We start from the raw sequence: 12940 nt of genomic DNA, 5'->3' as shown, positions 1-12940 counted from the left end.
GGTGCGCCGGACGCCGGCGGAAGGCCCGTGTGTTGAGCGCGGTGGGCGTTGGTGGTATCATCATAACGGCTCCTGTGATACGCGCTAGGTATACGTGGTCCCGACCAACAGCAAGACGTAGGGAGCCCGGCTCCGGACGGTGACGGCACGGCCCCGTAGGGCCGGCTCGTGGGGCTAGTCGGATCCGCTCGGGAGGGCACCCACCTGTGAGCGACAGGTTCGGGGACCGCGGCCGGCGGTATCGCAGGAGCCGCTTGCCTCTCGGTACTCCTTTCATCAACCGATGCACAGCCGGACCCGTCAACCGATGAACGGCGCCCAGACCCCGTCTCCGCGGGACGAGGCCGCCGTGCCGCCTTCTTTGGGGACCGGCCCGCGGGATGCACAGGCGGCGCCGGCCGTTCACGACGACCCCTGGGAGATGGCGCTGCGGCAGTTCCGCGTCGCGGCCGACCGGACCACGCTCACGCCGGCGGTGCGGGACGTGCTCGAACATCCGGAGCGCGAGTTCACCGTCAATTTTCCGGTGGCGATGGACGACGGGAGCACGCGCGTGTACACCGGCTACCGCGTCCTGCACAGCACCGCCCTCGGTCCAACCAAGGGCGGCCTCCGCTTCAGCCCGCAGGTCTGGATCAACGAGGTGCGCGCGCTCGGGATGTGGATGACCTGGAAGTGCGCGCTCGCGCACTTGCCGTACGGCGGCGCAAAGGGCGGGGTGGCGTGCGATCCCGGGGCGCTCTCCGTGCCGGAGCTGGAGCGGCTGACCCGACGGTTCGCGACGGAGCTGCGCCCGATGATCGGAGCGCGCATCGACATCCCGGCGCCGGACGTCGGCACCAACAGCCAGGTCATGGCGTGGTTCATGGACACCTACAGCATGCACGAGGGGTATTCGGTCCCGTCCGTCGTCACGGGGAAGCCGCTCACGATCGGCGGGTCGGCCGGCCGGCAGGACGCGACGGGCCGCGGCGTCATGATCGCGGCACGGGAGGCGGCGCGGATGCGCGGCGTCCCCTTCGCCGGCGCCCGCGTGGTGGTGCAGGGCTTCGGCAACGTCGGGGCGACCGCCGCGGTCCTCATGGCGGCCGAAGGCTGCCGGATCGTGGGCGTGAGCGACGCGTTCGGGGGTCTCTACAATTCCCGCGGCCTTGACCTCGACGCGCTGCGGCGCCACGTGGCCGCGACCCGGCGCGTCGAAGGGTTCGCGGGCGGTGAGGCGGTGACCAACGCCGAACTGCTCGAGCTGCCCTGCGACTTTCTGGTCCCCGCCGCGATCGAAGGTCAGATCACCGCGCGCAACGCCGCGCGTGTCAACGCGCAGATCGTCGTCGAGGGGGCGAACGGTCCGACCACGCCCGACGCCGACGCGATTCTCGAGGAGCGCGGCATCCTGGTCGTGCCGGACATCCTCGCCAACGCCGGCGGCGTGGTGGTCTCGTACTTCGAGTGGGTGCAGGATCTGCAGGCGTACTTTTGGAGCGAAGCGGAGATCAACGCGCACCTCACGCGGATCATGGTCGACGGCGTGGCGCGGGTCGCGTCGGTGGCCGCCGTCGAACGGGTGTCGCTGCGAACCGCGGCGCTGCTCGTCGCCGTGCGCCGGGTCGCGGCGGCCCTCGAGCAGCGCGGCATCTATCCGTAGCGCCGGCGGCCCTCCGACCCGGGAGCGGGGCCGCGGCCGGGCCGGCTTTCTTGACACCGTCGCCCGCCGGGCCCCATGATAATGTCATGGAGTTGTTCGAGCAGAGCCGGCGCGACGAGATCGCGCGCACAGCGCCGCTGGCCGCGCGCATGCGGCCGCGGGCGCTCGAGGAGCTCGTGGGGCAGGCCCATCTCCTCGGCCCCGGACATCTCCTGCGCCGCGCCATCGAGACCGACACCCTGACCTCGGCGATTCTCTATGGGCCGCCCGGGACGGGCAAGACATCGCTCGCGCGCGTCATCGCCGCGGCGACGCGGGCCCACTTCGAGCCGGTGAACGCGGTCACGGCCGGCGTCGCCGACATCCGTCGCCTCGTCGAGGAGGCGCGGGAGCGCCGCGCGCTGCACGGCGTCCGCACGATCCTCTTCGTCGACGAGATCCATCGGTTCAACAAGGCGCAGCAGGACGTGCTCCTGCCGCACGTCGAGGACGGCACCGTCATCTTGATCGGCGCGACGACCGGCAACCCGTTCATCGACGTGACCCCGACGCTCGTGTCGCGCTCGCGCGTCTTCGCCCTCGAGCCGCTCGCGCTCGCCGACCTCGAGACGATCATCCGCCGGGCGCTTGCGGACCCGCGCGGCCTCGCGCCTCAACACGTCGAGGCGGCGCCCGATGCCGTCGCGGACCTGGCGCGGGCGGCGAACGGGGATGCGCGGGCCGCGCTCAACATGCTGGAACTGGCCGCGATGGCGGCGACGCCGGACGCACACGGGGTGCGGCGCGTCACGGCGGCGGAGGTCCAGGAGGCGGTGCAGCGCCGCCTGGTGCCGTACGACCGCGGCGGCGACCAGCACTACGACGTGATTTCGGCGTTCATCAAGAGCATGCGCGGCGGCGATCCCGACGCGGCGGTGTACTGGCTCGCGCGGATGCTTGCCGGCGGCGAGGATCCGCGGTTCATCGCCCGCCGCATGGTCGTGCACGCGGCCGAAGACGTCGGGCTCGCGGACCCGCAGGCGCTGCTGGTGGCGGTCGCGGCGGCGCAGGCCGTCGACCTGGTCGGCCTGCCGGAAGCCCGCATCCCGATGACCGAGGCGGCGGTCTATATCGCGACGGCTCCGAAAAGCAACGCGGTGATCCGGGCGATCTCCGCGGCCGCGCAGGACGTCGAGCGCGAGGAGGCGCAGCCGGTGCCCCAGGCGCTGCGGGACGCCTCGACCCGCGGGGCGCGCGGGCTCGGGCGCGGCCGGGGATACGTCTACCCCCACGATCAACCGGGGGCGTTCGCGGCGCAGCAGTACGCGCCCGACAATGTCAAGGACCGCGTTTACTACGAGCCGACCGACGCCGGATCCGAGCACGAGATCCGCCGCCGCCTTCGGGCGTGGTGGGCCGGCGTGAAGCGGTACGCCGGAGAGTAGGCGATGGCGCGCGTCGCGGTCGCGATGAGCGGCGGGGTGGACAGTTCCGTGGCTGCGGCCCTCATGGCCGAGGCGGGGCACGACGTCGTCGGCTTCACGATGAACCTGTGGCCGGACTGGGTGCCGCCGGCCGACGACGGGCCGGGGTGCTGCGGTCTCGGCGCGATCGACGACGCGCGGGCCGTCGCGCGCACGCTCGGGATCCGGCACTACGTCCTCAACCTCCGCGACGTGTTCGAGCGCGCGGTGATCCGGGAGTTCGCCGGCGAGTACGCGCGCGGCCGCACGCCGAACCCTTGCATCGCCTGCAACCGCGCGATCAAATTCGCGCTGCTGCTGGACAAAATCCGCGCGCTCGGCATGGAGCGGCTCGCCACGGGCCACTACGCGCGCGTGGAACCCGCCCCCGGCGGCGGGGTGCGCCTCCTGCGGGCCGTGGACCGCCGGAAGGATCAGTCGTACGTGCTCGCGGGCGTCCCGCCCGCGCAGCTGGCGCAGGTCGTCTTTCCGGTCGGCGCCTACACCAAGCCGGAGATCCGGGCGATCGCGCGCCGGTACGGGCTGGGGGTGGCGGAGAAGCCGGACAGCCAGGAGATCTGCTTTGTGCCGGGCGGCGACCACGGCGCGGTCGTGGCGCGGTACGCGCCGCAGGCGGTCCGGCCCGGCCCGATCTACGACGGCGAGGGGCGGCAGGTCGGCGCACACCACGGCGTCGCGCGGTATACTGTGGGGCAGCGCCGCGGACTGGGCGCCGCCGGGGGCCGCCCGCGCTATGTCGTCGCCATCGACACGGAGCGCAACGCGCTGCGGGTCGGCGACGGGGCCGCGCTGCGGTGCCAGGAACTGATCGCGGCCGACGCCAATTGGATCGCCGTCACCGGCCTTCGCGAGGAGCTCGCCGTCACGGCGCGAATCCGCCACGGCGGGACCGACGTCCCGGCCGTGATCGAGCCGGCCGCGGGGAACCGGGTGCGGGTCCGGTTTCTCGAGCCGCCCCGCGCGGCGGCGCCGGGGCAGGCGATCGCCTTCTACCAGGGGGACGTCGTCGTCGGCGGGGCGGTGATCGACGAGGTGCGCAGCGGAGACGCTCATGCCGTCGATCGCTGACCTGAGCCTCGCGGTCATCGCCGTCGCGTCCGTCGTCGCGCTGCTGGCGGCCGTGCCGGTGCTCGTTCAGCTCCGCCGGACCGCCGCGCGGGCGGAGTCGGTGCTGAGCCGGGTGGAGGGCACGCTGCCGGCGCTGATCACGGAGCTGCGCGAGGCGACGGCCAAGGCGGAGCGGACGATGGACGCGATCGGCGGCCTTGCGGAGGCGGTCGAACGCATGGATCGTCTGACCGCGGCGACCGCGCGGACCGTGGAACTTGCCGGCGCCGCGATGCGCTACATGGCGGCGGATGTGGTGGGCCCGTCCGTGGCCAGCGCGGCGGGGTTACTTACCGCGCTGCGCGAGGGTATACAGTTCTTATGGCCTCGACGCGAGAGGAGGAGGGCTACGCATGACCGAACGCCGTGACTTTGCCGTCGGGATCTTCATTGGCGGGATGATCGGACTGGCGCTCGGACTGCTGTTCGCGCCTCAGACCGGCAGCGAGACGCGGGACCGCATCCGGCGCGAGGGCGAGCGGCTCCGCGATCGGGCGAGGACAACGGCCGACGACGTCGCGGAACAGGCCCGGCAGGCCGCCGGAGATTTCGCCGACCGCGTGCGCACCGGCGCCGACGATTTCGTGTCCCGTGCGCGGGACGCGGCCGGGGAGGCGGTGTCGCGCGGGCGGTCCGCGTTTGAGGAACGGACCGACCGTCTGCGCCGCGCGTTCGACGCGGGGCGCGGCGCCGCGGGGGGCATGGAGGAGCCAACACACTTTGGCGAACCGGAGAACTGACGTGGCGCCCAAAGGGCAGACGCGCGAGGGGCACGAACGCGTCGAGATCTCGATTCCCGTCCGCCCGGAGTTCGTCAGCGTGGCGCGGCTGACCGCCGCGACCGTGGCGGCGCGGCAGGGGTTCACCTACGACGAGATCGAGGATCTCAAGATCGCCGTGGGCGAGGCCTGCACCGCGTTGATCGTCGCGGGGCCCGACGGGACGCAGCCGCTCACGACGGCCTTCGTCCTGGCGCCGGGCGCTATCGAGGTGCTCGTCTCGGCGAGGGTGCCGGCGCCGGCTTGGGCGAGAGACGGAGCGGGCGCGGCCCACGGCGGTGACACGCCGATCGATGAGAGCCGGCTCGGGCTGTTCCTCATGCAGTGCCTCGTCGACGAGGTCGACGCGCATCACGACGCGGCGTCGGGCGTAACCGAGCTTCGGCTCCTCAAACGCCGCCAGGCTTAGCCGGATGGCGACGCGGCGGCGGGGCCGTCGGCTCCTGGACAAGGACCAAGTCCGGGCCCTCTTCCAAAAGTTTCAAGAGGACCGCAGTCCCGACGTCCGGGAGGAGCTGACCCTCGCCCACGAGAGTCTCGCCATCTATCTCGCCCGCAAGTTCGCGGACCGCGGCGAGCCGCTCGAGGACATCATTCAGGTCGCGCAGATCGGCCTGCTGAAGGCGATCGACCGGTACGATCCCACCCGCGGCATCGAGTTCACCACATACGCCACGCCGACGATCGTCGGCGAAATCAAGCGGCACTTCCGGGACAAGCTGTGGGCGATCCGCGTCCCCCGCCGGCTGCGCGAACTCAACTACACGCTGATGCGGGCGATCGAAGAGCTGTCTCAACGCCTCGGCCGGTCGCCGACGATCCCCGAGATCGCGCAGTTCACCGGAGTTGACTTCGAAGACGTGATCTCGGCGCTGGAGGTCGGGCGCGCCTACAGCCTCGTCTCGCTCGACGCGGAAACCAGCGACGGCGACGAGGAACACAGCGTCTCGCTCCTCGAGTCCGTGGGGGACGAGGACGTGGCGCTCGAGCGGCTCGAAGACCGCGCCACGCTCGACTGGGCGCTCGCCCGGCTGCCCGAGCGCGCGCAGCAGATCATCCGCATGCGGTTCTTCGACGATCTGTCACAGGCCGAGATCGCGCGGCGGCTCGGCATCTCCCAGATGCACGTCTCACGCATCCTCCGCGAAGCCCTCGCGCGCCTGCGTGCCCTCGTCAGCGACCGCCGCTCCGCTCCCGAAGAACCGTGATCGCGACCGCGCAGGAGGCCGCCGGAGGACGGCCGGAGGTCCTCCGCCGGAGAGGGTAGCCGCGGTGCCCACGTTCGCGTCGGCGGCGGCGATCGTGGCGCGGCTTCGGGACGCCGGGTTCGAGACCTACCTTGCCGGCGGATGCGTCCGCGACCGGCTGCGGGGGCGGCCCGCCGCGGACTACGACATCGCCACCGCGGCCCGCCCCGAGCAGGTCGTTGCGCTGTTCCCGCGCACGGTCGACGTCGGCGCGGCGTTCGGCGTGATCCGCGTGGTCGCGGACGACGGGGACTACGAGGTCGCGACGTTTCGGACGGAAGGTCCGTACCTCGACGGCCGGCATCCGTCGTCGGTGCGGTACGCGGGCCCGCGCGAGGACGCGCTGCGCCGCGACTTCACGATCAACGGCCTGTTCTACGACCCGGCGGCCGGCGCGGTGCTCGACTTCGTGGGCGGCCGCGCCGATCTCGCCTCACGCCTCGTGCGTGCGATCGGCGACGCCGCGGCGCGCTTCGCGGACGACCGGCTGCGCATGCTGCGCGCGGTGCGCCTGGCCGCCGAGCTCGACTTCACGATCGACCCCGACACCGTCGAGGCGATTCGCGGCCACGCCGCGGACGTGCGTACCGTGAGCCCGGAGCGCATCCGCGACGAGCTCGTCCGCATGCTGACCGGACCCGACCCCGGGCGGGCGCTCGCGCTGCTGCGGGACGCGAGACTGCTCGCCGTCGTGCTGCCGGAGGTCGCGGCCGAGATCGGCGTGCCGCAGCCGCCGAACTTTCATCCGGAAGGCGACGTGTTCGAGCACACGCGGCAGGCGGTCGCGGCGCTGCGCCATCCATCGCCGGCGCTCGCGATGGCGGCGCTCCTGCACGACGTCGGCAAGCCGGAGACACTCGAGTACGCCCCGGACCGGATCCGCTTCAGCCGCCACGACGAGCGGGGCGCCGCGATCGCGGAGAGCGTGATGGAGCGCCTCCGGTTCCCGCGGCGCGACACCGACCGCGTGACGGCGCTCGTCGGGCGCCACATGATCTTCAAGGATCTTCCGCAGATGCGCGAGGCGAAGCGGCGCCGGCTGTTCGCCGATGAGATCTTTCCGGAGCTCCTCGAGCTGCACCGCGCCGACTGCGCGGCGAGCCACGAAGACTTCACGCTCTACGAGTGGGCGCGCGCCGAGGCGGAGCGGGCCGCCGCGGCCCCGCCGCCGCCGGCCCGCCTGGTCTCTGGCCACGACGTGCTGGCCCGCGGGGTCCCGGCCGGGCCCCGGGTCGCGGCGATCCTCGAGGCCGTCGAAGACGCGCGGCTCGAGGGACGGCTCCGCACCCGGGACGAGGCGCTGGCCTTCATCGACGGCCTGCTGGCGCGGGGAAGCGGGGGCGCCGAGACCGCCGGGAACGCCGGCCCGGGTTCCGGCGGAGGAGAACGCTGAGCCGCGGCGAACATGCGTGCGACCGGCAGGGAGCAACGGCACGGAGGACGGGGACCTGGGCGCAGACGGCACGACCACGGCCCGCGTCATCGCCCTCGTCAATCAAAAGGGCGGATGCGGCAAGACGACCACCGCGGTAAACCTCGCGGCGTGCCTTGCCGTCAGTAAACGCCGGGTCCTGCTGATCGATCTCGATCCGCAGGCCAACGCCACCGTCAGCCTCGGCACCGATCCCGCGGCGCTCACGCGCACGATGTACAACATCCTGGTCGAGGACGCGCCCGCGAACGGCCAGTCCGCGGACCTCGCGAGCATCATCGCGCCGTCGAACGTCCCGAACCTGGACCTCGCGCCGTCCTCGATCGACCTCGCCGCCGCGGAACTGGAGCTGTCCTCGCGGATCGGCCGGGAGAACACGCTGCGCAAGAAAGTGGCGCCGCTGCGGGAGCGGTACGATTACATCATCATCGACACGCCGCCGTCCCTCGGCCTGCTCACGCTCAACGCGCTCGTCGCCTGCAACGAGGTGATCATCCCGATTCAGACCCACTACTACGCGCTGCTCGGGATGCGGCAGTTGCTGCGGACGCTCAAGGCGGTCCGGGAAGAGGCGGGCCACGAGGTGGAGATCGCCGGTGTGGTGCCGACGATGTACGATGCCCGCACCAGCATCGGCAAGGAAATCTTAAACGGCATCCGCGACTATTTCGGCGAGAAGGTGTTCGCGAGCGCGATCCATTTCAACATCAAACTGGTCGAGTCGAGCATGATCGGCGTGCCGGTCTTCGTCCATCTGCCCTCCTCGCGCGGGGCGGCCGAGTACATGAGCCTCGCGAAGGAAGTGATGGCCCTTGAACAAAAAGCGGGACGCGCTCCGGCGCGGAATTAGAGACCTCATCGAGGACACGTCGCGCGATCTCGTGGCCTTCGAGGGCCGCGAGCCGGCGCCGCGCGGTGCGGCGCCCGCCGGCGCCGGGACGACCAAGCCCGAGGCCGTCGACGCGGAGATCCGCGAAGCCGCCGACCCGGCCATCACGCCCGCCGGCACGCCGGCGTTGAACGGTGGACCGGTCGAGGTCGCCGGCGACCGCCCGTCGCCGGCCGCCACGACATCAAAGCCGGCCGCGCATGATCCAGGCGAAGACTCATCACCGCCCGTGCAGGCCGGCGCACCGGGCACCGCCTTGCCGCGCGAGGCCGCGCCCGCAGACGCACCGGCGCCGTTTGAACTGACCTCGGGGACGGCGTTTCTCCGGCCGGCCGACAGGGCGAGGGACGCGTCGGGCACGGGACGGCCCGCGTCACGCCCGGCGCCGCCGCGAGAGGCGGCGAAGCGGCCTGAGGTCCCCGGCCCCGCGGCGAGGGCCAAAGATGCTCAGACGGCGAAAAAGGCCAAGCCCGCACAGCGCCCCGGCGGCCGGGCCGCCGGAGGTCACGCGCGAGACGCGGCCGCACCGGCCGCGGACGATCTCGAGGCGGACGATCCGGGTCCCGCGACCGCCGAACCGCGCACCGGCGTCTGCCGATCCTATTTCGTCAACCACGACTGCTGGCGCGTGCCGAACGCCTACTGCAACACCGCCTTGCAGGTCTGCGTCATCAGGAACTGCCCCGTCTACCACCTGCACAAGGACGCCCTCGAGCGCCGCTTCGCGAAGAAGTTCAAGCACCTCTGGTAGGCCCGCCCCGCGATCCGTTATAAGGAGGACCCCCGTGGCACACGTCGGGCTCATGATCGAAGGGCAGGAGGGTCTCACGTGGGATCGCTGGCGCCGGCTGGCCGAGGCGGCCGACCAATCGGGCTTCGAGTCGCTCTGGCGGTCCGATCACCTCTTTTCACTCTTCGGCGTCGCCGACCGCCCGGGGCTCGACTGCTGGCCCTCGCTGACCTACCTCGCGAGCGCGACGCGGCGGATTCGCTTCGGACCGCTCGTTTGTCCGATCACGTTTCGGCACCCCGCCATGACGGCCCGCGAGGCCGCGGCCGTGGACGCGCTGTCCGGCGGACGCCTCGAGCTCGGTCTCGGGGCCGGGTGGCACGACGGCGAGCACAAGGCGTTCGGCATCCCGTATCCGCGCGTCGGCGAACGGATCCGCCGGCTCGACGAAGCCGTTCAGGTGATTCGCGCGTTGTGGGCCGGCGGGCCGGCGCGCTTCGAAGGCAGGTACTATCAGCTCGACGGCGGGACCGCGTGGCCGAAGCCGGCGCAGCGGCGGATTCCGCTCGTCATCGGCGGCAAAGGGCCAAAAGTCCTCGAGGTGGCCGCGCGCTACGCGGACGAGTGGAACTGCGGCGGCGCGCAGAAGCCGGCCGGGGTGCGCGAGCGTACCGCGACGCTGGAAGCCGCCTGCCGGAAGGTGGGGCGCGACCCGAAGACGATCCGGCGGTCCTGGATGGGCGGAATCCTGATCGGTGAAACCGGCGCCGCGCTCGAGCGGCGGGCGCGGAGCGTTCAAGAGTACGCTATCACCCGGGCCGCGACCCCGCCGGCGGAGCTGCCGCGGGAGCTGCGAAACGCCGGGTGGCTGGTCGGCGCGCCGGAGGAGATCGCGGAGCAGATGCGCGGCCTGACCGCGGAGGGCATCAGCCGGTTCAACCTGCAGTTCTTCACGCTGGACGATCTCGACGCGGTCCACCTGATCGGCGAGCGGTTGATCCCCGCCGTCGCTTCGCTCTAGGACCGGCGTCTACGGCTCGACCGCGCCGAAGTCGATCGCGAGCAGCTCCACGAGGTGGTTGATCACGCGCCACGGGCGGACGCCGTGCGACTGGAGGTCGTCGGCCGTGCGGCGGTAGGCGACGAAGCGCGCGCCCGCGCCGCCGGCTGCGGCGCCGTCGATCCATGAATCGCCGATCACGTAGGCGCCGCCCGCGGCGCCGAGGCGGCGGAGGGCCTCCACGACGCCGTCGGGGGCCGGCTTCATCGACCGGACGTCGTCGCGCGTGATGACGGTCTCCGCGGCGTGCGCCAGCCCGGCGGCTTCGAGCGCGACGGACGCGCCGGCGCGGCTGTTGTTGGTAAGGATCGCCACGCGATAGCCGCGCGACCGCAGCGTTCCGAGCACGCCGGCCGCGCCGTCGAGGGCCGCGGCGTCCCGCAGGCCTTGCGTCTCGTGCGCGGTGATGATCTCCCACATCCGGGGCGCCATCGCGGTGCCGCGCGCGGCGTCGTGCGCGGCGGCGTGGGCCACCAGCTCCCCGATCGCAAGACGCCGCAGCGCCTCGTCGGACTCGTCGGTCGCGCCGGTCTCGCGCAGCATCGCGCCGAGGGTGCGGCGGATCGCGGCGAAGTCGATGTGCGACCCCAGCACGGTGTTGTCCATATCGAAGACGAGCGCGATCTCGCGCGGCGGAATCACAGCCGCATTGTAGGACGGGACACCGGTGCGCCGCAACCGCGGGCCGGCCGGCGGAGGACTCGCGCGGCGATGCGCCGTAGGCAGGGGCGTGATGCGACGGAGGACGGCGCTGCAGCTCCTGGCCGCCGCGGCGGGCGCGGTCGTCCTGCCCCGTTTGCGCGGGACCTCCGGCCGCATGCGCGGCCTCCTGCCCGCCGAAGCCTCGCCGCCGCCGCCGGCGGGCCTGAGTCCGGCGACCGCGTTCGTCACCGTCGACGGTCACGGACGCACGGTGCGGCTCGACGCGCGGCGGGCCCGCGAGGCGCTCGACGCGGTCTGGCAGGTCCTCGGGGACGTCGCGACCGTTGCGCCCGTCGCCGGCGGGCCGCGCCTGCTCGCCGCGCTTCGCCTCAGCGAGCAGGTTCTCGGCGTCACGATCTGGAAGGCGCAGACGCTCGTCGTGGCCGCCCGCCGTCTTCCGAACGTCTCGGCCATCGTCTTCCCGGTCACCGGCACCTGGCGGCATCGCGTGCTCATCGTGCAGATGGGGCGCGTGGTCGCCTCACCGCGGCTGATCGACAGCACGGCGGTGGCCGCCCTCGACAACGCCGTGCGGAGGGCCGTCGGGCCGCGATGAGCGCAACGGGAGAGGAGTTCGGGCGCATGTCCGCGGTACCGATCGAACGTCTCGCCGCGCACGCCGGCGAGACGGTGGAGATCCACGGTTGGCTCTACAACCGCCGCAGCAGCGGCGCGATCCATTTCCTGCTCGTACGGGACGGGACCGGGCTCGTCCAGGCCGTCGCGGCGCGCGCCGACGTCCCGCCGGACGTGTTTGCGACGATCGGGACGCTCACCCAGGAGTCTTCGATCGTCGCACAGGGCGCCGTCCGCGAGGACCGCCGGGCGCCGGGGGGCTACGAGCTGTCGCTGCGCGACCTGCGCGTCGTCCAGCTGGCGGCGCCGTACCCGATCACGCCGAAAGAGCACGGCGTCGACTTTCTGATGGACCACCGGCACCTCTGGCTGCGCAGCAGCCGGCAGTGGGCGATCCTCCGCGTACGCGCGGAGGTCGAGCGGGCGATGTGCGACTACCTCGACGAGCAGGGCTATCTGCGGGTGGACACGCCGATTCTCACGCCCGCCGCGTGCGAAGGGACCTCGACGCTGTTCGAGACGCCCTACTTCGAGACCCACGCGTACCTTACGCAGAGCGGGCAGTTGTACAGCGAGGCGAGCGCGGCCGCCTTCGGCCGCGTGTACTGCTTCAGCCCCGCCTTCCGCGCGGAAAAGTCGAAGACGCGGCGGCATCTGACCGAATTCTGGATGATCGAGCCGGAGGCCGCCTATCTCGATCTCGACGGCTGCATCGCCCTCGCGGAAGGCCTCGTGGCCTCGGTTGTCGCCCGCGTCCTCGAGCGCCGGGAGCCCGAACTCCGCGCGCTGGAGCGCGACCGGGTACCGCTCGAACGCGTGCGTCCGCCGTTCCCGCGCATCACCTACGACGACGCGGTCGAGCGCCTCCGCGCCGCCGGACACCCCATCGCGTGGGGCGACGATTTCGGCGGCGACGAAGAGACCGTGCTCGCGAACGCCTTCGACAGGCCGGTGTTCGTCACGCACTACCCGGCGCAGTGCAAGGCGTTCTACATGCAGCCGGATCCTGGGCGGCCGGAGGTCGTGCTCGGCGTGGACCTTCTGGCGCCGGAGGGGTACGGCGAGATCGTCGGCGGCGGGCAGCGGATCCACGATCTCGCGCTGCTCGAGCGCCGGCTCGAGGAGCACCGGCTGCCGAAAGATCAGTATGCGTGGTATCTGGACCTGCGGCGGTATGGATCGGTCCCGCACAGCGGCTTCGGCATCGGCGTCGAACGCACCGTGGCGTGGATCTGCGGGCTCGAGCACGTGCGCGAGACGATACCGTTCCCGCGCCTCCTGAATCGGCTCTATCCGTAGCCGAATCGGCT

At 72.2% G+C, this 12940-nt stretch carries 14 protein-coding genes and 1 other RNA gene; 14 read left to right on the top strand and 1 reads right to left on the bottom strand.

Going from position 1 to position 12940, the window contains the following annotated elements; all coding sequences use genetic code 11:
• Window positions 1-66: 66 nt before the first annotated feature.
• From ssrS to VKT83_09035, 12 genes are all read left to right on the top strand, one after another.
• A non-coding RNA gene (ssrS, locus tag VKT83_09090) (6S RNA) lies at window positions 67-254 on the top strand.
• A gap of 167 nt (window positions 255-421) precedes the next feature.
• A complete protein-coding gene (locus VKT83_09085; protein ID HLY22608.1) occupies window positions 422-1645 on the top strand; it encodes a Glu/Leu/Phe/Val dehydrogenase in 1224 nt (407 codons plus the stop codon).
• Window positions 1646-1731: 86 nt separating this feature from the next.
• Window positions 1732-3069, top strand: coding sequence for a replication-associated recombination protein A (locus tag VKT83_09080; GenBank protein HLY22607.1), 1338 nt, complete (start codon window positions 1732-1734; stop codon window positions 3067-3069).
• Between the two features lie 3 nt (window positions 3070-3072).
• Window positions 3073-4176 carry a tRNA 2-thiouridine(34) synthase MnmA gene (gene mnmA / locus VKT83_09075; GenBank protein ID HLY22606.1) on the top strand — a complete coding sequence of 368 codons (1104 nt, stop codon included), beginning with the start codon at window positions 3073-3075 and terminating at the stop codon, window positions 4174-4176.
• Window positions 4160-4585 (top strand): hypothetical protein, encoded by a 426-nt coding sequence (locus VKT83_09070; GenBank protein ID HLY22605.1) that lies wholly within the window; start codon window positions 4160-4162, stop codon window positions 4583-4585. The genes mnmA and VKT83_09070 overlap by 17 nt, the downstream gene beginning before the upstream one ends.
• The gene (locus VKT83_09065; GenBank protein ID HLY22604.1) at window positions 4569-4955 is read left to right on the top strand and encodes a YtxH domain-containing protein; all 387 of its coding nucleotides are present in this window, start codon (window positions 4569-4571) and stop codon (window positions 4953-4955) included. Before VKT83_09070 ends, VKT83_09065 begins: the two co-directional genes overlap by 17 nt.
• Before the next feature lies 1 nt (window position 4956).
• Window positions 4957-5403: an ATP-binding protein gene (locus VKT83_09060; GenBank protein HLY22603.1), complete on the top strand. Its 447-nt coding sequence runs from the start codon at window positions 4957-4959 to the stop codon at window positions 5401-5403.
• A gap of 4 nt (window positions 5404-5407) precedes the next feature.
• A complete protein-coding gene (locus tag VKT83_09055; GenBank protein HLY22602.1) occupies window positions 5408-6202 on the top strand; it encodes a SigB/SigF/SigG family RNA polymerase sigma factor in 795 nt (264 codons plus the stop codon).
• Window positions 6203-6266: 64 nt separating this feature from the next.
• Window positions 6267-7634, top strand: a complete 1368-nt coding sequence (locus VKT83_09050; GenBank protein ID HLY22601.1) for a CCA tRNA nucleotidyltransferase — start codon at window positions 6267-6269, stop codon at window positions 7632-7634.
• A gap of 16 nt (window positions 7635-7650) precedes the next feature.
• Complete coding sequence (locus tag VKT83_09045) at window positions 7651-8523, top strand: ParA family protein (protein HLY22600.1); 873 nt, start codon at window positions 7651-7653, stop codon at window positions 8521-8523.
• The gene (locus VKT83_09040) at window positions 8486-9313 is read left to right on the top strand and encodes a hypothetical protein (GenBank protein ID HLY22599.1); all 828 of its coding nucleotides are present in this window, start codon (window positions 8486-8488) and stop codon (window positions 9311-9313) included. The genes VKT83_09045 and VKT83_09040 overlap by 38 nt, the downstream gene beginning before the upstream one ends.
• A gap of 34 nt (window positions 9314-9347) precedes the next feature.
• Window positions 9348-10313 (top strand): TIGR03560 family F420-dependent LLM class oxidoreductase, encoded by a 966-nt coding sequence (locus tag VKT83_09035; protein HLY22598.1) that lies wholly within the window; start codon window positions 9348-9350, stop codon window positions 10311-10313.
• Window positions 10314-10322: 9 nt separating this feature from the next.
• Here VKT83_09035 and VKT83_09030 read toward each other — a convergent pair whose 3' ends face one another.
• A complete protein-coding gene (locus VKT83_09030; protein HLY22597.1) occupies window positions 10323-10994 on the bottom strand; it encodes an HAD-IA family hydrolase in 672 nt (223 codons plus the stop codon).
• Window positions 10995-11082: 88 nt separating this feature from the next.
• Between VKT83_09030 and VKT83_09025 the strand changes: the two genes are divergently transcribed.
• Together VKT83_09025 and asnS are read left to right on the top strand one after the other, a co-directional pair.
• Window positions 11083-11610, top strand: coding sequence for a hypothetical protein (locus VKT83_09025; GenBank protein ID HLY22596.1), 528 nt, complete (start codon window positions 11083-11085; stop codon window positions 11608-11610).
• A 26-nt stretch (window positions 11611-11636) separates the two neighbouring features.
• Entirely contained in the window at window positions 11637-12929 is a 1293-nt protein-coding gene (gene asnS / locus VKT83_09020) for an asparagine--tRNA ligase (GenBank protein HLY22595.1), read from the top strand.
• The last annotated feature ends 11 nt before the right edge of the window (window positions 12930-12940 follow it).

Source organism: bacterium, from assembly GCA_035308905.1.
In the GTDB taxonomy this organism is placed as follows: Bacteria; Sysuimicrobiota; Sysuimicrobiia; order Sysuimicrobiales; family Segetimicrobiaceae; genus DASSJF01.
This window is presented reverse-complemented; position numbering and strand designations above follow the sequence as displayed.

Coding starts and splice junctions, on each gene's coding strand:
- mnmA (HLY22606.1), top strand. CDS start 3,073: ATGGCGCGCGTCGCGGTCGCGATGAGCGGCGGGGTGGACAGTTCCGTG.
- VKT83_09080 (HLY22607.1), top strand. CDS start 1,732: ATGGAGTTGTTCGAGCAGAGCCGGCGCGACGAGATCGCGCGCACAGCG.
- VKT83_09055 (HLY22602.1), top strand. CDS start 5,408: ATGGCGACGCGGCGGCGGGGCCGTCGGCTCCTGGACAAGGACCAAGTC.
- asnS (HLY22595.1), top strand. CDS start 11,637: ATGTCCGCGGTACCGATCGAACGTCTCGCCGCGCACGCCGGCGAGACG.
- VKT83_09070 (HLY22605.1), top strand. CDS start 4,160: ATGCCGTCGATCGCTGACCTGAGCCTCGCGGTCATCGCCGTCGCGTCC.
- VKT83_09085 (HLY22608.1), top strand. CDS start 422: ATGGCGCTGCGGCAGTTCCGCGTCGCGGCCGACCGGACCACGCTCACG.
- VKT83_09065 (HLY22604.1), top strand. CDS start 4,569: ATGACCGAACGCCGTGACTTTGCCGTCGGGATCTTCATTGGCGGGATG.